Origin of the sequence: Jiella sp. M17.18, from assembly GCF_041027365.1 — a bacterium.
Taxonomy (GTDB): Bacteria; Pseudomonadota; Alphaproteobacteria; order Rhizobiales; family Rhizobiaceae; genus VKMB-3413.
The window spans coordinates 43,361-60,878 of sequence record NZ_JBFTEH010000005.1; the positions used below are offsets into that span (position 1 = coordinate 43,361).

14 protein-coding genes are annotated in these 17,518 nt (G+C 68.0%); 2 read left to right on the forward strand and 12 right to left on the reverse strand.

Annotated features, from left to right (window positions below; all coding sequences use genetic code 11):
• Positions 1-24: 24 nt before the first annotated feature.
• Genes AB5S17_RS10930 through AB5S17_RS10940 form a run of 3 tightly spaced genes read right to left on the reverse strand, consistent with a single transcriptional unit; the run spans position 25 to position 5,320 of the window.
• Positions 25-3,117, reverse strand: a complete 3,093-nt coding sequence (locus tag AB5S17_RS10930) for an efflux RND transporter permease subunit (RefSeq protein ID WP_369239175.1) — start codon at positions 3,115-3,117, stop codon at positions 25-27.
• Positions 3,114-4,220, reverse strand: coding sequence for an efflux RND transporter periplasmic adaptor subunit (locus AB5S17_RS10935; RefSeq protein ID WP_369239177.1), 1,107 nt, complete (start codon positions 4,218-4,220; stop codon positions 3,114-3,116). The genes AB5S17_RS10930 and AB5S17_RS10935 overlap by 4 nt, the downstream gene beginning before the upstream one ends.
• Positions 4,217-5,320, reverse strand: a complete 1,104-nt coding sequence (locus tag AB5S17_RS10940) for an efflux RND transporter periplasmic adaptor subunit (RefSeq protein ID WP_369239179.1) — start codon at positions 5,318-5,320, stop codon at positions 4,217-4,219. Before AB5S17_RS10940 ends, AB5S17_RS10935 begins: the two co-directional genes overlap by 4 nt.
• A gap of 74 nt (positions 5,321-5,394) precedes the next feature.
• On the opposite strand from AB5S17_RS10940, the gene AB5S17_RS10945 reads away from it, so the two are divergent.
• On the forward strand, positions 5,395-5,859 hold the full coding sequence (locus AB5S17_RS10945; protein WP_369239181.1) for a MarR family winged helix-turn-helix transcriptional regulator: 465 nt from the start codon (positions 5,395-5,397) through the stop codon (positions 5,857-5,859).
• Between the two features lie 31 nt (positions 5,860-5,890).
• On the opposite strand, the gene cysQ is transcribed toward AB5S17_RS10945, so the two are convergent.
• The 4 genes from cysQ to AB5S17_RS10965 all read right to left on the reverse strand — a co-directional run bounded on the left by cysQ (position 5,891) and on the right by AB5S17_RS10965 (position 10,425).
• Positions 5,891-6,685, reverse strand: a complete 795-nt coding sequence (cysQ, locus tag AB5S17_RS10950; RefSeq protein WP_369239183.1) for a 3'(2'),5'-bisphosphate nucleotidase CysQ — start codon at positions 6,683-6,685, stop codon at positions 5,891-5,893.
• A gap of 35 nt (positions 6,686-6,720) precedes the next feature.
• Complete coding sequence (locus AB5S17_RS10955; RefSeq protein ID WP_369239185.1) at positions 6,721-7,482, reverse strand: SDR family NAD(P)-dependent oxidoreductase; 762 nt, start codon at positions 7,480-7,482, stop codon at positions 6,721-6,723.
• Positions 7,483-7,696: 214 nt separating this feature from the next.
• Positions 7,697-9,346: an FGGY-family carbohydrate kinase gene (locus tag AB5S17_RS10960; RefSeq protein WP_369239187.1), complete on the reverse strand. Its 1,650-nt coding sequence runs from the start codon at positions 9,344-9,346 to the stop codon at positions 7,697-7,699.
• A gap of 143 nt (positions 9,347-9,489) precedes the next feature.
• Entirely contained in the window at positions 9,490-10,425 is a 936-nt protein-coding gene (locus AB5S17_RS10965; RefSeq protein WP_369239189.1) for a hypothetical protein, read from the reverse strand.
• A 202-nt stretch (positions 10,426-10,627) separates the two neighbouring features.
• Between AB5S17_RS10965 and AB5S17_RS10970 the strand changes: the two genes are divergently transcribed.
• Positions 10,628-12,415, forward strand: coding sequence for an adenylate/guanylate cyclase domain-containing protein (locus tag AB5S17_RS10970; protein ID WP_369239191.1), 1,788 nt, complete (start codon positions 10,628-10,630; stop codon positions 12,413-12,415).
• Positions 12,416-12,430: 15 nt separating this feature from the next.
• On the opposite strand, the gene AB5S17_RS10975 is transcribed toward AB5S17_RS10970, so the two are convergent.
• The 5 genes from AB5S17_RS10975 to AB5S17_RS10995 form a co-directional block, all read right to left on the reverse strand.
• The gene (locus AB5S17_RS10975) at positions 12,431-13,897 is read right to left on the reverse strand and encodes a mannitol dehydrogenase family protein (RefSeq protein ID WP_369239193.1); all 1,467 of its coding nucleotides are present in this window, start codon (positions 13,895-13,897) and stop codon (positions 12,431-12,433) included.
• Positions 13,898-14,013: 116 nt separating this feature from the next.
• The gene (locus AB5S17_RS10980; protein WP_369239195.1) at positions 14,014-14,784 is read right to left on the reverse strand and encodes an L-iditol 2-dehydrogenase; all 771 of its coding nucleotides are present in this window, start codon (positions 14,782-14,784) and stop codon (positions 14,014-14,016) included.
• Positions 14,781-15,785: an ABC transporter ATP-binding protein gene (locus AB5S17_RS10985; RefSeq protein ID WP_369239197.1), complete on the reverse strand. Its 1,005-nt coding sequence runs from the start codon at positions 15,783-15,785 to the stop codon at positions 14,781-14,783. Before AB5S17_RS10985 ends, AB5S17_RS10980 begins: the two co-directional genes overlap by 4 nt.
• An 11-nt stretch (positions 15,786-15,796) precedes the next feature.
• A complete protein-coding gene (locus AB5S17_RS10990; protein ID WP_369239199.1) occupies positions 15,797-16,627 on the reverse strand; it encodes a carbohydrate ABC transporter permease in 831 nt (276 codons plus the stop codon).
• A gap of 14 nt (positions 16,628-16,641) precedes the next feature.
• The gene (locus AB5S17_RS10995; RefSeq protein ID WP_369239201.1) at positions 16,642-17,514 is read right to left on the reverse strand and encodes a carbohydrate ABC transporter permease; all 873 of its coding nucleotides are present in this window, start codon (positions 17,512-17,514) and stop codon (positions 16,642-16,644) included.
• Between the last annotated feature and the right edge of the window lie 4 nt (positions 17,515-17,518).

Here is a 17,518-nt window from a genome sequence, read left to right on the forward strand (position 1 = left end):
GGAAGAGACAATGGCGCTGACGGGTCAGGCCGCCCCGGCCGGCTCCGCCGCGGGCGTCGTCTCCGGCTCGCCCTCCCCGTCCTGCGGCCGGCGCACGCGGAACACCACGAGGTAGAGCGCCGGGATGAAGAGCAGCGTGATCAGCGTGCCGGCGATGATGCCGCCCATCATGGCGTAGGCCATCGGCCCCCAGAACACCTCGCGCGAGATCGGGATCAGCGCCAGGCTCGCCGCCGCGGCGGTCAGGAGGATCGGCCGGGCCCGCATCTCGCTCGCCCGGAAGACCGCCCACCAGGGATGCATGCCCTCGTCCCTGAGGACGTCGATCTGGTGGACGAGGATGATCGAGTTGCGGATCAGGATGCCGACGAGCGCGAGGACGCCGAGGATCGCGACGAAGCCGAGCGGTGCACCGGACGGCACCAGCGCGGCGACGACGCCGATCAGGCCGAGCGGCGCGGCGCACAGGACGACGAACAGCGCCCGGAAGCTCTGCATCTGGATCATGATCAGCGTCAGCATGGCGATCAGCATGATCGGCACAACGGCGGCGATAGGGCCCTGGCTCTCGGCGCTCGATTCCACCGCACCGCCGATCGCGACGTGGTAGCCCGGCGGCAGCGCCTTCTCGAAGGCCGCGATCTTCGGCGCGAGGGCGGAGACGATCGTCGCGGGCTGCGCCGGTCCGTTGATCGCGCCGCTGACGGTGATCGTCGGAATGCGCGAGCGCGAATAGATGATCGGATCCTCGTAGGTGTAGCCGAAGGAGACCAGGCTCGCGAGCGGGATGGCGACGCCCTTGGAATTCGTCAGCTGCAGGTTCTCGATCGCGTCGATCGAATCGCGGTCGGACTTCGCGCCCCGCGCGATGACCGGCACGAGATAGATGCCGTCGCGGATGTTGGTGATCGTCGTTCCGTCGAGCACCGAGTTCAGCCGCGAGGCGATCTCCTGCGAGGTAATGCCGAGCTGGCGCGCCTTGTCCTGCAGGATCTCGACCTTGAGCACGCGCGCCGGCTCGTTCCAGTCCATGACGATCGAGGTGAGCCTGTCGTCGCTCGCCATGATCGCGGCGAGGTCGCGCGCCTTGTCCCGCACCACCTCGATGTCCGGACCGCCGAGGCGGTACTGGACGGGGCGCCCGACCGGCGGCCCGAGTTCGAGGTTCTTCACATAGACGTCGGTGCCGACGAGGTGCTCGCGCGCGAACTTCTGGATCTCGGCGCGCACCCGTTCGCGCGCTTCGAGGTTCTTGGTGACGATCACCTCCTGGCCGAAGAACGGGTTCGAGGGCTGGACGTCGTAGGCGAGGATGAAGCGCTCGGCCGAGCGCCCGACATAGGAGCTCCAGTGGTCGATGTCCTCGTTGCCGGGGAAGGTCGCCTCCAGCTTGTCCATCTGCGCCTTGGTGTCGGCGATGGAGGCGTTGTGGCGAAGGGTGAAGTCGACCACCAGCTCCGGCCGGTCCGAGGACGGGAAGAACTGCTGCTGCACGAACTTCATCCCGTAGATCGACCCTGCGAAGAGCGCGACCGTGACGAGGATGGTGATCCAGCGGAAGCGCATGGTCGTGCGCAGCACGCTCTCGAAGGCGCGGCGCACCATGCCCGGCTTGGCGTCGTGCCGGTGCATCGACTTCGGCAGGATCATCACGCCGATCAGCGGCGTGAACAGCACCGCGACGATCCAGGAAAGCAGGAGCGCCATCGCGATGACGACGAAGAGCGAGAAGGTGTATTCGCCGGCGTTGGAGTTGTTGAAGCCGATCGGCAGGAAGCCGGCGACGGTGACCAAGGTCCCCGACAGCATCGGGAAGGCGATCGAGGTCCAGGCGAAGCTCGCCGCCTTCTCGCGGCTCTCGCCGATCTCGAGCCGGGAGACCATCGTCTCGATGGCGATCATCGCGTCGTCGACGAGCAGGCCGAGCGCGATGATGAGCGCGCCGAGCGAGATTCGCTGGAGATTGAGCCCGGCATATTCCATGCCGATGAAGGTCATCGCGAGGACGAGCGGGATCGACAGCGTCACCACGAAGCCCGCCCGGAAGCCGAGGCTGACGAAGCTGACCGCGAGCACGATCGCCACGGCCTCGAACAGCGCCCGGGTGAAGCCGCCGACCGATTCCTGCACCACCGCCGACTGGTCCGCGACCTGATGGACGCCGACGCCGACCGGCAGCTCTGTGACGATCCGCGCCATCTCGCGCTTCAGCGCCTTGCCGAAGTCGACGATGTTGCCGCCCTGGCGCATGCCGATGGCGAGGCCGATCGCCGGCTGGCCGTTGAAGCGGAACAGCGTCGAGGGCGGGTTCTTGTAGGTGCGGGTGATGGTGGCGACGTCGGAGAGCTTGAAGAAGCGGTCGTTGACCCGCAGGTTGACCGCCTCGAGGCTCTTCTCCGAGGTGTACTGGCCGGAAACGCGCACGATGATGCGCTCCGGTCCCGACTGGATCACGCCCGATGGCGCGATGGCGTTCTGCGCCTGCAGCGTGTTGATGATCGACTGCTGGTCGAGGCCGAGGCCGGCGATCTTGCGCAGCGAGAACTCGAGATAGATCGCCTCGTCCTGCTCGCCGACCAGCTCGACCTTGCCGGCCTCCTTCAGCTGCAGGATCTGCGTGCGCACGTCCTCGACGTAGTCGCGCAACTGGCGCTGCGAGATGCCGTCGGCGGTGAAGGCATAGATGTTGCCGTAGACGTCGCCGAACTCGTCGTTGAAGGAGAAGCCCTGGAACTCGGAGGGGAAGGTCGACCGGATGTCCGCCATCTTGTCGCGGACCTTCTTCCACACGTCCGGAACGGCCGCAGCCTTGGTGGTGGGCAGGAGGTTGACGAACACCACCGTTTGGCCGGGCGTGGTGATCGAGCGGGTATAGTCGAGGCTGTCGAGTTCCTGCAGCTTCTTCTCGATGCGGTCGGTGACCTGCTCGGTCATCTCCTTGACCGTCGCGCCGGGCATCGAGGCCGAGACCACCATCGTCTTGATGGTGAAGTTCGGATCCTCCTCGCGGCCGAGGTTGATGTAGGAGAGGATGCCCGCGAGGCAGGCGACCAGCATGAGGAACCAGATCATCGAGCGATGATGCAGCGCCCAGTCGGAGAGGTTGAACGACTTCACGACGCAAGGCCCTCCGAAAGCGTGACCTTCTGCCCTTCCTCGAGGCTGTGAACGCCGGCCGTGACGAGGATGGCGCCGGTCTGAAGGCCGGAATCGAGGATGATCCGCCCGCCGGTATCGCGATGCGTGACGACCGCCTGGCGATGGACGGTCTTCGTCTTCGGATCGACGGTCCAGACCATCGTCTTGCCACCCTCCGTCAGGATCGCGCTCGGCGGGATCAGCACCACCGGCTTCTCCGCCTTCTCGGCCGGGATGGCGGTGATCAGTGCCCCCAGCCGGAAGGCGTCCGGCGGGTTGTCGAGGAGGATGCGGACGCGGTTGGTGCGGGTCACCGCATCGGCCTGCGGCGCGATCTCGCGAACCTTGCCGCTCACCTTCAGCGACGGCGCGATCTGCAGCACGACCTCGAAGGGCGAGCCGACCGAAAGGCCGCCGATCTCGGAGGCCGGAATGTCGACCACCGCCTCGCGCTGGTCGGTGCGGGCGAGCTTGAACACCGTCGCACCGGCGGCCACCACCTGGCCGACATCCGCGTCGCGCTCGGTGATGACGCCCGCAAACGGCGCCGTCAGGACGGCGTAGGACAAGGCGTTCTCGGCCTTCGCCAACTGCGCCTTGGCGCTGACGAGATCGGCTTCGGCGGCGCTGAAGCTCTGGTTGGCGCTGTCGAGGTCGGCCTGCGAGACCGTCTTGTTGTCGTTGAACAGCGCCTGCGCCCGCTGCTGGCTGGCCTTGGCCGTGCGCGCGGCGATCTTGGCGTTGGCGAGCTGTGCGCGCGCCGAACGGACATCGGCGTTCAGCGTCTCGGCGTCGACCGCTGCGAGTTCCTGGCCCTTCTCGACCCGTTCGCCGACATCGACGGCGCGCGAGACGATGCGGCCGAGCGTGCGGAAGCCGAGCGCCGTTTCGAAGCGCGGCTCGATCGTGCCGGAATAGCCGAGCCCCTGCGGGTCGGTCGGCGCGACGGTGACGGTGAGGACCGGGCGCGGCGGCGGCGGGGCCGAGGGCTCGTCGCCCGACCCGCTGCAGGCCGACAGGGCGACGGCGACGACGACGATGGCCGCGCCGCCGCGAAGGCTGGAGCGTCTCGACGCGATCATCGGCGCACCTCGTCCGTGGCGGCGACGAGCTTTGGCTTCTCGCCCGGCCGCACCAGCTGCGATCCGGCCGTGACGACCCGGTCGCCCTCCTTGAGGCCGCTCTGCACCAGGATGCGGTCGCTCTGATAGGCCTCGACGGTGATCGGCGTCAGCACCGCCTTGCCGTCCTCACCCACCACCCAGACGGCGGGCTTGCCGTCCTTCACCATCAGCGCCGTCCAGGGCAGGAAGATCGCCTTCCCGGTCGTCGCGTCGGGATCGCGCCCGACCACGGCGGAGCCGAGCGTCATCTGCGGCGGCGGGTCGTCGAGCGCGAGCTTGACCTGCACGGTGCCGGTGCTGGTATCGATCAGCGGCGAGACCTCGCGGATGTGCCCGACCGCGGTCACCGAGGGGTCGGAGACCAGGGCGACATCGATCGCGGCCGGCTTCTTGCTGCCGATGAGGAGCTGTTCCTGGATCTGGAAGACGGCGTCCTTGGCACCGCTCTGGGCGAAGCCGAAGGCCGCCTGGGCGGCGCTGACCACCTGGCCGGGATCGACGCTGCGGCTGGTGATGACGCCCGCCGCATCCGCCTTCAGGACCGTGTCGGCGAGATTGGTCCTGGCGGTGGTCAGATCCGCATTGGCGGTGTCGACGGCGCTCTGTGCGGCCGACAGCGCCTTCTCCGCCTGGTCGTACTCGCTGCGGGTGGTGAAGCCCTTGGCGAGGAGCTGCTTCTGACGGTCGAAGGCGGACTGCGCCTGCGACAGCTGCGCGTTCGCCGAGCCGACGGCCGCCTTCGCCGCCGCGACGTCCGCCTGCTGCTGGGTCGGGTCGATCTTGGCGAGCACCGTTCCCGGCTCGACGTGATCGCCGACATCGGCGTCGACCTCGGTCACCCGGCCGCTGGTCTTGAAGGACAGGGTCGAGGAATAGCGCGCGACGACCTCGCCGGTGAGCGCGATCGTGCGGCCGAAGCTCTTCGACTGGGCGGTGACGTAGGCGACCGGCTCGGGCGGGGACGGCGGAGTCTCCTGCTGGCTGCAGCCGGCGAGAAGAACGACCGCCGCGGCAGCAGCGGCCGGAGGGAACGCACGCGGGAACAGACTGTTCGACATGGACGCCACCGTCCGCTTTGCTTATTAATGAAATTACTCTATCATCGAGATATACGGAGGAAGAGGAATAGTCAATGGCCGGCAAATCATCGGCACGCGGAGGATGCGGCATCGGAAACGGCCGCTATGCCGAGTTCGCGCGGCTCTTCAAGGACATGATCCGGACCGCCGTCACCCTCGACCGGGAACTCGCGGCGAAGTTCGGCCTGGCGCTCACCGACCTGATGTGCCTGGTGTATCTGAAGGAGTGCGAGGGGCCGGCGAACGCCAAGATGGTGGCCGAGAACGTCAATCTCTCGACCGGCGCGACGACCGCCCTGCTCGACCGGCTGGAACGCGACGGCTTCATCGAGCGCAAGCCCAATCCCGCCGACCGCCGCGGCATCATCATCGGCCTCGTGGAGGAGAGGGCCGGCCCTGTGCTGGACGAGCATCTGCATCTGCGCGACCGGCTGCATGGCGCCTATGACAGCCTGTCCGAGGCGGAAGCCGACGCCGTCCTGCGCTTCATGCGGGCGCTGGCGACCTCCGAGGTCTGACAGGCGGCGCTCCGTGGCGCGCCTTCACCGGCTACAGGGCCGCGAGCGCCGGATCGCCATAGGCGACGAAGTGCGGATTGGCGAAGTCGACGTCGCTCGCTTGGCCCCGCTTGTTGTAGACGAGCGGCGCACCATCGAGCGTCGTGACGAGGCCGCCCGCCGCGCGCAGCACAGCGTCGCCCGCCGCCGTGTCCCACTCCATCGTCCGGCCGAGCCGTGGATAGATGTCCGCCTCGCCGGAAGCGAGAAGGCAGAACTTCAGCGACGAACCGCGCGAGACGAAGCGCTCGACCGAAAAGCGCGACAGCCACGCCTCGGTCTCCGCCGAGCCGTGCGAGCGGCTGCCGACGGCGATCAGCGCCTCTGGCGCCGCGCGCGTATGGATCGGCTGGAGGGTTCCCGGGACATGGTCTTCGACGGCGGCGCGGAAGGCGCCCTTCCCGCGCGAGCCGGCCCACAAGGCGCCGATGGCAGGCGCATAGACCACTCCCGCCACCGGCACGCCCGCCTCGACGAGCGCGATGTTGACGGTGAAGTCGCCGTTGCGGTTCACGAACTCCTTGGTGCCGTCGAGCGGGTCGACCAGGAACAGCGTCTCCGCCTCGGCCGGCACGCGACCCGCCGCCATCGCCTCTTCGGCGACGATCGTCACCTCGGGCGCCGCAGCACGCAGACGCTCGAGGATGACCCGCTCGGAGCGCAGATCCGCGTCGGTGACCGGCGAGGCGTCGCTCTTCGTGCCGGCGGAGAAGTCCGTGCCGTAAACGGCCATCACCTCCCGGCCGCCTTCCAATGCGATGGCGATGAGCGTGTCGAGCCTGACCAAGAGCTTGTCCTTCGGGCGGGAGGAAGGGTGCGGGATCAGATCGATCCGGCTTCGACCATGTAGTTGTTGGCGGTGCACATCGCCGCGTCGTCCGAGGCGAGGAACAGCACCATGCGGACGACGAACACCGGCTCGATCAGGTCCGGCAGGCACTGGCGGGCGCGGTGCCGCTCGATCGCCTCCTCGGTGACCCACAGCTCCTTCTGCCGCTCCGTCATGATCCAGCCCGGCACGACCGTGTTGACCCGGATACGGTGCTTGCCGAGGTCGCGGGCGAAGGAGCGCGTCATGCCGTGCACCGCCGCCTTGGCGGTGGTGTAGGCCGGCATGCCGCCGGCCGCCTCCCACCAGGAGTTGGAACCCATGTTGACGATCGAGCCGCCGCCGGCCCGGATCATGCCGGGCGCGACCGCCTGGATGGCGAAGAAGAAATGCCGGAGATTGGTCGCCATGCGCTCGTCGAAATAGTCGGGCGTGACGCTATCCCAGCCGTGCCGGTCGTCGCGCGCGGCATTGTTGACCAGCACCGCTGCCGGACCGTTTGTCGCCTCCAGCGTGCCGAAGGCGCGCTGCAGGTCGGAAATGTCGCGCAGGTCACAGCGCTCGAAGGCGACGCTCCCGCCCGCCCCGGCGAGTTCCGCCCGCAGGGTCTCGCCGCGCTCGGCGTCGAGATCGACGAAGCCGACCTTTGCGCCCTGCTGCGCGAAGGCCCGCACCATTTCGGCGCCGATGCCCGACGCGCCGCCGGTGACAAGGACGCTCTTGCCCTCAAGGCTCGGATAGGTGGCGAACTGCATCGGGTTCTGTCTCCTTCTGTCGGACCTGCGGCGTAAACGGCGCGGCACCGAGGTGTCGCGCTTCGCGGCGGAGCTAGCACGACGCGCGACGGCTTGGCGAGCGCAGCGGATCGAGCGCGGCAGCCGGATACGGCCGGACGTCCCTCTGAGGCAACGAAGGAAGGGTTTTTTCAGGCAATGGGCGGTGCGGTCGGCCGCTGCATGACGGTCGCGCCTAACGCTCCGCCGCTCCCGCCTCGCGCATCGTCTTGCGAACCTGCCGTTCGCAGCGCTGCAGCAGGAGGAACGCCTCGTATTTCGCATCATGGAAGGCGGCGATCGCCCCGCCGGCCGGCCGGACCGTCTCGCCCACCCGGCACATGGCCGCCGCCGCCGCGGTAAGGCTCGGCTGGCGTCCGGAGGCGACCGCGCCGAGCATCGCGCTGCCGAGGAGCACCGGTTCGCGCGTCGCCGGCAGCGCGACCGGCAGCCCGGTCGCATCGGCGAGGATACGCCGCACCAGGGGCGAGCGTGCGGCACCGCCGGAGACGACGATCGCGCCGAAGGTGACGCCCTTCTCGCCGTTCGCCTCGACGATCTGGCGGGTTCCGTAGCAGAGGCCGCAGAGCCCGGCGACGAACAGCCGGGCGAGGTCGTCGATGCCGCTCTCGAGCGTCAGGCCGGAGAGGATCGCGGTCGCCTCCGGGTCGGCGCCTGGCGAGCGGTGGCCGAGGAATTCCGGCACGATGTGGACGTCCGCCGCAAGCCGGGCCGCCGCCTCGACCGAGCCCGCCAGCGACAGTGCCCGCTGTTCCAGGAAGTCCAGCAGCGCCATCCCCGCCGCCTGCGCCAGGGATTGCGCCTCGGCGAAGGCGGGATGCAGCGACACCAGATGGTCGAGTGCCGCGCCGAAGGCGGACTGACCACCTTCCAACAGCCAGTAGCCCGGCACCATCGCGCCGAAATACGGGCCCCAGACACCGCCGACGAAGGCCGGCTCGCGCGTCAGCGCCATGGTGCAGGACGAGGTGCCCATGATGAAGGCGAGTTCGCGGGTCGGATCGGAGGACTCTCCGGACGGCGTGCTGCCGCCGAGCGTGCCGACGCCCCCGGCATGGGCGTCGATCAGGGAAGCGCCGACCGGCGTGCCCGCAACGAGGCCGAGTTCGGCCGCCGCCGCCTCGGTCAGGCCGCACCCGAGAGGCGTCGCGATGTCGACGACGCCCGTGCCGATGCGGGCGAACCCCTCGTCGACGAATTCGCCGAGCCCGGCGACGCGGAAGAACTCCGGGTCCCAGCGGCGCTCATGCGCGAGATAGGTCCATTTGCAGGTGACGGTGCAGACCGAGCGGTCCGTCGAGCCGGTGGCGCGAAAGGAGAGATAGTCGGCAAGGTCGAAGAAATGCCCGGCGCGCGCGAAGGTCTCCGGCTTGTTCTCCTTCAGCCAGAGGAGCTTCGGCGCCTCCATCTCAGGCGAGATCGCGCCGCCGACATATTTCAGGACCGGATGGCGGGTGGCGTTGATGCGCGCTGTCTGGGCGAGCGCCCGGTGGTCCATCCAGACAATGACGTTGCGGTTGGGATCCTCGGACGGGCCGACGGGAAGCGGTTCCCCGTCCGGTCCGACCACCACCAGCGAGCAGGTGGCGTCGAAGCCGAGGCCCTTGACCGTTTCCGGCGCGATCCCGGCCGTGCCGAGCGCCTCGCGCACGCTGGCGCAGATCGCCTGCCAGATGTCCTCCGACGACTGTTCGACCACATGGCCGTCCTCGCGCCAGATCCTGATCGGCCGCTTGGCGGCGGCGAGCAGCGTCCCGGCCGCGTCGAACAGCCCGGCACGGGCACTGCCCGTCCCGACGTCGATGCCGAGAAACACCTCAGCCATGCCGCCTCCCCTTGTCATGGCAGCGACCTAGCCGGATTTCGCGTTCAAAGAAAAGGGGCCGGTCGGTTTCGCAAGGGTGGCTCGGGCGCTTGGGCGGCATCGACAGCGGCCGGTCGACGGCGCTGCTCTTGAAGCGCGGCAGATCAGCGGGGCACGATCCGGAACGTCGCGATGGTCGCGCCCGGCGGCGCATCGCTGTCGCAATCGACATGGCTCCCGGCGACGTCGAGCGTCACCGCCCCCTTGAGCATGCAGTCGTCGGCAAAGGATTGCGGGATGCCGAAGCCGGCGAGCGTGTCGTAGAGGCGGCTGCGATATCCCTCGTGATCTCCGAGGCTGTGGGCGATTTCGGCGCGGATCGTGACCTCGCCGGTCGCGCCATCGAACCGCGCGGAGATCCAGTTCGGGTCCGACGCCCCCTGCTCTCCGAGCCGGCAGTCGGCATCGCCGCCGCTGCGCTCGCAGATCGCATTGCGCGGCATGAGTTCGCTCAGAAGGGCGGCGCGCCCCGCTGCGTGGCCGGCGGAGCTCCAGCGGGACCCGCTCTTCTCCGGGGAGGCTGCGCCCGTGCGGGTGCCTGCGGAACGGCCGACGCCCGAATCGTATCCGGCAGACGCCGGGGCGGCCAGGGAGCATCCCTCGACCGTTCGGGCCACCAGCGCGTCATTCTCCCGCAGATCGATGCGCGGGTCGCCCCAGCGGCGGATCGACAGCTTCGAACCGGTCTCGACTTCCTGGAGAAGCTGCCGATCAAGGCCCCAGAAGATCACCCGCCGTTCGACCTGATACTCCCCGTCTTCGACCGGCAGCACCAAAGCGGCACCGTCGATGTCGATGTCGAACCGCCGCTCCCGCCGCATGGCGCTCTGGCTGACGGTCTCGAACTGCTTCGACCAGATGCCGAACTGCGCGTCCCGCCCCAGCTGGCAGCTGATCACGGCGCAGGTCTCGCCGCCGGCATCGCAGGCATAGGTCGCCTTCCAGTCGGCATCCCGCGTCTGCCGCCACTCCGCGGAAGCGGGACGGATGACGAAGAGCGCCGCGATCAGCGCGGCGACCAGATATGTCGAACTACGCATCAGCTCTCAGCCTCGGACAAGCCATGGCTCTTCCTAGCCGAAATAGATTGATCCGGTCTTACGGCGGAAGGCGCACATGCCCCATGGGCATGGGATCGCGCTGACCTGCGGGACGCCGGGACCGGCATGTGAAGGACATGGCGCGCCAGCCGCCGTTCTGCTATTTCGTCAAGACGTTTCGTCAGTGGGGCGTAGATGAGCGATGGCGCCCATTCGCCGGCTCGCAGCAATTCTGTCGATGGACGTCGAGGATTACTCGCGGCTTGTCGAGACCGATGAGACGGCGGTGCTCGCGGCCCTGTCGCGCGCCTTCGACGACCGCATCCGGCCAACGATCGGCCAGTTCGGCGGCGAGGTCTTCAAGACGGTGGGCGACGGCCTCCTCGCCGAGTTTTCCAGCCCCGTCAGCGCGGTCAACTGGGCGGCCCGCTTCCAGCGCTCGATCGCCGCCGAAGAAGGCGACAAGGCGCTTCCGATCCGCATCGGCATCGTGCTGGGCGACGTGGTCGTCGCGCGCGACGACCGCTTCGGGGCCGGCGTGAACCTCGCCGCCCGCGTGCAGGAACTGTCGCCGGCGGGCGGCATGGCTATTTCGCGCGGCGTCTTCGAATATCTGACCGGACGGACCGACCTCTACTTCACCGACATCGGCCTGCGCCCGCTGAAGGGGCTGGCGGAGCGCCAGCGCATCTGGATCTGGAATCCGAAGGTCGTGCATGCCGGCCGGTCGCGCGGCCTCGTGGTGCCCGACCCGGCGACCCACCCCTCGCTCGCCATCCTGCCGTTCGACCATCTGGCGGCGGACGAGGAGGGCATCAGCTTCGTCACCGGCATGGTCGAGGAGATCACCGCCAGCCTGTCGCGGGTGAAGGAGTTCCTGGTGATCGCGCACCAGTCCGCCGCGGCCTTCGTCGGACCGGCGGTGGATATTCGCGCGATCGCGGCGGAATTCGGGGTCCGTTACATTCTGCGCGGGACGGTGCGCTTCTCCGGCCGACGAATGCGGGTGTCGCTCCACCTCATCGACGGCGAGACCGCGCTGCAGATCTGGACCGACCGGATCGAGGCGCAGATCGACGATGCCTTCAAGGTCCAGGACGAGATCGCCGAGCGCGTCTCCGGCGCGCTCCATCCGACGATCCGCCAGGCCGAGGTCGAACGCTCGGCCCGCAAGCCGCCCGGCAGTCTCGCCGCCTACGACCTGACCATGCGGGCGCTCCCGCATTTGTGGGCGCACCGGCGCGAGGAGAACGAGCGGGCGATCTCCCTGATCGAAGAGGCGCTGGCGCTCGACGAGACCTATGGGCGGGCGGCAGCCATCGGCGCCTGGGCCAACGCGCAGCACATCGTCTACAACTGGACCGACGACCTCTTCGTCCAGCGGGCCAAAGGGCGCGCCCTTCTGAGAGACGCGAGCGGCCGGATCGAAACCGACCCGTTGGCGCTGACCGCCGCGGCAACGGCGATCATGCTGATCGACGGTGACCTCGAGCGGGCGAACGCGCTCGTCGACCGGGCCCTCGACCTCGACGTGAACCACGCCTGGGCCTGGACGCGGCGCGGCTTCGCCCGCGTCTATGCCGGCCTTGCCGACGAAGCCTTCGCCTGTTTCGAGCGCGCCGTGCGCCTGTCGCCGCGCGACCCGTTCAGCTTCAACTCGCTGATCGGCATCGGCCTTGCGCATTTTGCCAGCGGCCGGGCCGCGGAGGCTTCGCGCTGGACCCGGCGCGCCCTGGCGGAGAAGTCCGGCATGACCTGGCCGCTCCGCGATCTCGCGACCTTCCTCGCCGCCGCCGGCGAGGTCGAGGAAGCCCGCGCTGCGATGGACGAATTCTTGGCCGCGCGTCCCGCAATGACCGTCTCGGTCATCCGCGACGCGCTGCATTTCATGAACCCGTCGCTTCTCGACCGCTACGTCTCAGGCCTCGTCGCGGCCGGCCTGCCGGAGGAAACGCTCCGGCCGATGGGCCAGGCGCGGCCCTCGGCCTGAGGCGGATCGCCAACGTCAGCCGAGATACGCCTTCAGCGTCTCCGCCGTGCCCTTCTCGGCCAGCATCGCCAGCCACTTCGCGAACGGCTCGGCGAAGCGCGGCTCGTCCTTCAGGCCGCCGTAGACGTCCTTCATCGACAGCCAGGTCGACGGATCGGTCTCCGCGGCCTTCGCGCGCTCCACCAGGCGGTCCCAGTTCGGATCGTTCGGCTCGATCGTCTTGCCGCTGTCCGTCACGCCGCGGCAGTAGCGGCACCACAGCGCGCTTTCGAGCGCCAGGCCCTCGGGCGAGCGGCCGGCCTTCAGATTGTCGAGGATCGAGGGCACGATGAACTTCGGCTGGCGGTTGGAGCCGTCGAGGCAGAGCCGCCGCACCGTGTCGCCGATCTTGGGATTGGCGAAGCGGCGCTTGATCAGCTGGAAGTACTCGCCGAGGTCGGTGTCGGGCACCGGCGGGACGATCGGCAGGATCTCCTCGGTCTCGACCTTCTCCAGGAAGCGCGCGACGAGGTCGGTCTCCATCGCCTCGTGGACGAAATGCACGTCCATCAGCCCGGCGGGATAGGCGATGACCGCATGGCCGCCGTTGAGGATGCGGATCTTCATGTGCTCATAGGGCGTGACGTCCGGCACGAACTGGACGCCGACCCGTTCCAGCGCCGGCCGGCCGGCCGGGAAGTCGTCCTCCAGCACCCACTGCTTGAACTCCTCGCAGTAGACCGGCCAGGCGTCCTCGATGCCGAAGGCCTCGCGGCAATGGTCGATCTCGCGCTGGCTGGTCGCCGGCGTGATCCGGTCGACCATGCCGTTCGGGAACGAGACGTTGGTGTCGATCCAGTCCGCGAAGGCGGGATCGGAGAGCCGCATGGTGCCGACGACGGCGTTGCGGCAGACCTTGCCGTTATGCGGGATGTTGTCGCAGGACATGACGGTGAAGGGCTGGACGCCGCGCTCCCCGCGGCGCTTGAGCCCGGCGCCGATCAGACCGAAGACGGTCTTCGGCATGTCCGGATTGGCGCCGTCGGCGGCGATCGCCGGATGCGACGGATCGAAGACGCCGTCGGAATCGACGAAATAGCCACCCTCGGTGACGGTCAGCGAGACGATGCGGATCGCGGGGTCGGCAAGCCTTTCGATGATCGCCTCGGCGTCCCCGACCGGCAGCATGTCCAGCATCGGACCGGTGACCCGGGCCGAGGTGCGGGCATTGTCCTGCTCGACGACGGTGGTGAGGTAGTCCTGGCCGGCGAGCTTTTCGCGCATCGCCTGGTCCGACGGCATGACGCCGGCGCCGACGATGGCGAAGTCGTGGCCCGCGCCGGTGTTGAACAGGTCGTCGAGATAGACCGCCTGATGGGCGCGGTGGAAATTGCCGACGCCGAAATGCAGGATGCCCGCGGTCAGAGCCGCGCGGTCGTAGGTGAAGACGCTCGCGGACTTCGCCGCTTCCGGAAGGGTCGCGGAGGAAAGGCGGACGCTCATGATATGGCTCCTGATCTTATGATCGAACTGTTCGACGCCGTCGGTCTTCGCCCATGCCGGCGCACGCGGCGTTCACACCGCTGGTTCCTGTTGGCGGATGGCGGGGGCGGCCGCCCTCAGCTCATCCAGTTGCCGCCGTCGACATTGTAGGTCTGCGCGACGACGTAATCGCTCTCGGACGAGGCGAGGAAGATCGCCATGCCGGTCAGATCTTCCGCCGTGCCCATGCGGCCGTAGGGCACCGCCTCGCCGACGAGGCGCTTCTTCTCGCCCTTCGGCCGGTTCTCGTACTTGGCGAACAGCGCGTCGACGCCGTCCCAGTGCTCGCCGTCGACGACGCCGGGCGCGATCGCGTTGACGTTGATGCCGTGCTTGATCAGCGCGAGCCCCGCCGACTGGGTCATCGAGATCATCGCAGCCTTGGTCGCGCAGTAGACGAGGACGAGCGCCTCGCCGCGCCGGCCGGCCTGGCTCGCCATGTTGATGATCTTGCCCCTGGTGCCCGTCGCGATCATCGCGTTCGACACCGCCTTCATCATGAAGAGCGGGCCCTTGACGTTGATCGCGAAGAGCTTGTCGTAGGAGGCCTCGGTCACCTCCGTCACCGGCGCCATGTCGAACAGGGCGGCGTTGTTGACGAGGATGTCGATCGGGCCATCCGCCGCGATCTCGCCGACGACGCGCTCGATCGCCGAAATGTCCGTCACGTCGAGCTGTCGGGCCGAGACCGCGGGTCCGATCTCCTTCGCCGCCTGCTCCGCGCGGGCGAGGTCGATGTCCAGGATGACGACGCTCGCGCCCTCCCGCGCATAGGCCTCGGCGAAGGCGCGGCCGATGCCGCGGGCCGCGCCGGTGATGATGGCGCGCTTTCCCTGAAGTCGGTTCATCGGATCGCCAGGCCCTTGTCGTCGAATCGGTGGATCTTGCTCTCGTCGGGCGTCAGATACACCGTCGCGCCATGGCGCACCGGAAATTCGCCGTCGGCGCGCACGGTCAGCGGCTCCTCGTGGAGCGGCGTGTCGACATGCAGGAAGGTGTCGGAGCCGAGATGCTCGGCGACCTTCACCTTGCCCTTCCACGCCCCTTCGGAGGTCGACAGCGTCAGATGTTCCGGCCGGATGCCGATGGTCGCGGCATTGCGGCTCGACGCAGGTTCGCCGGAAATCAGGTTCATCTTCGGCGAGCCGATGAAGCCGGCGACGAAGAGATTGCGCGGCTGGCTGTAGAGCTCGAGCGGCGAGCCCACCTGCTCGATATTGCCGGCCCGCAGCACCACGATCTTGTCGGCCATCGTCATCGCCTCGATCTGGTCGTGCGTGACGTAGATCATCGTCGTCTCGAGGCGCTGGTGCAGCTCCGAGATTTCCAGGCGCATACCGACGCGCAGCGCGGCGTCGAGGTTCGACAGCGGCTCGTCGAACAGGAAGGCGGCGGGCTCGCGCACGATGGCCCGGCCGATGGCGACGCGCTGGCGCTGGCCGCCGGAGAGCTGGCCGGGGCGACGGTCGAGATAGTTGTCGAGGTTGAGGATCTTGGCGGCGTTGGCGACACGCTTGTCGATCTCGCCCTGGTCGAGCTTCGCCATCTTCAGCGGAAAGGCGATGTTCTTCCGGACGCTCATATGCGGGTAGAGCGCATAGGACTGGAACACCATCGCCAGGCGGCGCTTGGCCGGCGGCAGGTCGGTGGCGTCCTGGCCATCGATGACGATCTTGCCGCCAGTGGTGTCCTCCAGCCCGGCGATCAGCCGGAGCAGCGTGGACTTGCCGCAGCCGGACGGGCCGACGAAGACGACGAACTCGCCGTCCTCGATCTGGAGGTCCAGTTCGGGAATGATGACGACGTCGCCGAAGGCCTTGCGGACCTTTTCGAGATGGATCTGTCCCATGGTCGAACCCTTTACTTGACGGCGCCGAAGGTCAGGCCGCGCACGAGCTGCTTCTGCGAGAACCAGCCGACGATCAGGATCGGCGCGATCGCCAGCATTGAGGCCGCCGAGAGCTTGGCGTAGAAATTGCCCTCGGGACTGGAGAAGGAGGCGATGAACTGCGTCAGCGGCGCCGCCTGCGTCGTCGTCAGCTGCAGCGTCCAGAACGCCTCGTTCCAGGAGAGGATGACGTTGAGGAGCACCGTCGAGGCGATGCCCGGCACCGCCATCGGCGTCAGCACCTCGATGATCTCCTGGCGCAGGGTCGCGCCGTCCATCCGCGCCGCCTCGAGGATCTCGCCGGGGATCTCCTTGAAGTAGGTGTAGAGCATCCAGACGATGATCGGCAGGTCGATCAGGAACAGGACGACGATCAGGCCGAGGCGCGAGTCGAGCAGGCCGAAATTGACGAACAGGAGGTAGATCGGGATCAGCACGCCGACCGCCGGCAGCATCTTGGTCGACAGCATCCAGAGCAGCACGTCCTTCGTGCGCTTGGTCGGCGAGAAGGCCATCGCCCAGGCCGCCGGGATGGCGAAGATCAGGCCGAGCAGGGTCGAGCCGAGCGACAGGTAGACCGAGTTCAGCATGAAGTGGAAGTAGTTCGACTGGCTCTGGATCGTCTCGTAGTTCTCGAGCGTCCAGTGAAAGTCGACGAAAACCGGCGGGATCGCGATCGCCTGCAGCTCGGTCTTGAACGAGGTCAGGAAGGTCCACAGGATCGGGAAGAAGATCAACAGGCCGACGGCCCAGGCGAGGATCGTCGTGCCGATCTTGCGGCCGGTGGAGACGTTGCGTGCCATCTGCCGATCCTCCCTTACGCGTCCAGGTTCTTGCCGATGAGGCGCACGAGGAAGATCGCGACGATGTTGGCGATCACCACCGCGACGATGCCGCCGGCCGAGGCCGCGCCGATGTCGCCGGAGGACGTCGCCTGCTGCGCCACGAGATAGGTGATGTTGGTCGACTGGGTGCCGGGGCCGCCCTGCGTCGTCACCTGGATCTCGGCGAAGATCGACAGGAGGAAGATCGTCTGGATCAGGATCACGACGGTGATCGCGCGGCCGAGATGCGGCAGGGTGATGTACCAGAAGATCGAGAGCGCGCCGGCGCCGTCCATCTCCGCCGCCTCCTTCTGGTCCTCCGACAGCGACTGCAGCGCGGTCAGGAGGATCAGCGTGGCGAAGGGCAGCCACTGCCAGGCGACGATGATGATGATCGACAGCAGCGCGTGGTCGGTCATCCAGTCGATCGGCGTCAGCCCGACGAAGCGCATCACCTGTCCGATCACGCCATAGACCGGGTTCATCATCATGTTCTTCCAGACCAGCGCGGCGACGGTCGGCATGACGAAGAAGGGCGCAATCACGAGGAGCCGGACGATGTTGACGCCGTAGAAGGCCTGGTCGAGCAGCAGCGCGACGAGGATGCCACCGCCGACGGTGATCGCCAGGACGCCGGCGACGAGCACCAGCGTGTTGACGAGCGCGGACAGGAAGGCGGGATCGGTGAGGAAGTAGGTGTAGTTCTCGATGCCGACGAAGGGCGTCGAAAGCGGATTGTAGATCGTATAGCTGAGGGTCGAGAAGTAGAGCGTCATCGCCAGCGGCACGATCATCCAGATCAGCAGGGCGATGACCGCTGGGGCCATCATCAGCCGCGCGGCGGCCTTGGTGTGCGTCGTCGCCATGACG

Coding starts and splice junctions, on each gene's coding strand:
- AB5S17_RS10960 (WP_369239187.1), bottom strand. CDS start 9,346: ATGGCTGAGGTGTTTCTCGGCATCGACGTCGGGACGGGCAGTGCCCGT.
- AB5S17_RS10980 (WP_369239195.1), bottom strand. CDS start 14,784: ATGAACCGACTTCAGGGAAAGCGCGCCATCATCACCGGCGCGGCCCGC.
- AB5S17_RS10940 (WP_369239179.1), bottom strand. CDS start 5,320: ATGTCGAACAGTCTGTTCCCGCGTGCGTTCCCTCCGGCCGCTGCTGCC.
- AB5S17_RS10965 (WP_369239189.1), bottom strand. CDS start 10,425: ATGCGTAGTTCGACATATCTGGTCGCCGCGCTGATCGCGGCGCTCTTC.
- AB5S17_RS10985 (WP_369239197.1), bottom strand. CDS start 15,785: ATGGGACAGATCCATCTCGAAAAGGTCCGCAAGGCCTTCGGCGACGTC.
- AB5S17_RS10990 (WP_369239199.1), bottom strand. CDS start 16,627: ATGGCACGCAACGTCTCCACCGGCCGCAAGATCGGCACGACGATCCTC.
- AB5S17_RS10935 (WP_369239177.1), bottom strand. CDS start 4,220: ATGATCGCGTCGAGACGCTCCAGCCTTCGCGGCGGCGCGGCCATCGTC.
- AB5S17_RS10945 (WP_369239181.1), top strand. CDS start 5,395: ATGGCCGGCAAATCATCGGCACGCGGAGGATGCGGCATCGGAAACGGC.
- AB5S17_RS10975 (WP_369239193.1), bottom strand. CDS start 13,897: ATGAGCGTCCGCCTTTCCTCCGCGACCCTTCCGGAAGCGGCGAAGTCC.
- AB5S17_RS10970 (WP_369239191.1), top strand. CDS start 10,628: ATGGCGCCCATTCGCCGGCTCGCAGCAATTCTGTCGATGGACGTCGAG.
- AB5S17_RS10995 (WP_369239201.1), bottom strand. CDS start 17,514: ATGGCGACGACGCACACCAAGGCCGCCGCGCGGCTGATGATGGCCCCA.
- AB5S17_RS10955 (WP_369239185.1), bottom strand. CDS start 7,482: ATGCAGTTCGCCACCTATCCGAGCCTTGAGGGCAAGAGCGTCCTTGTC.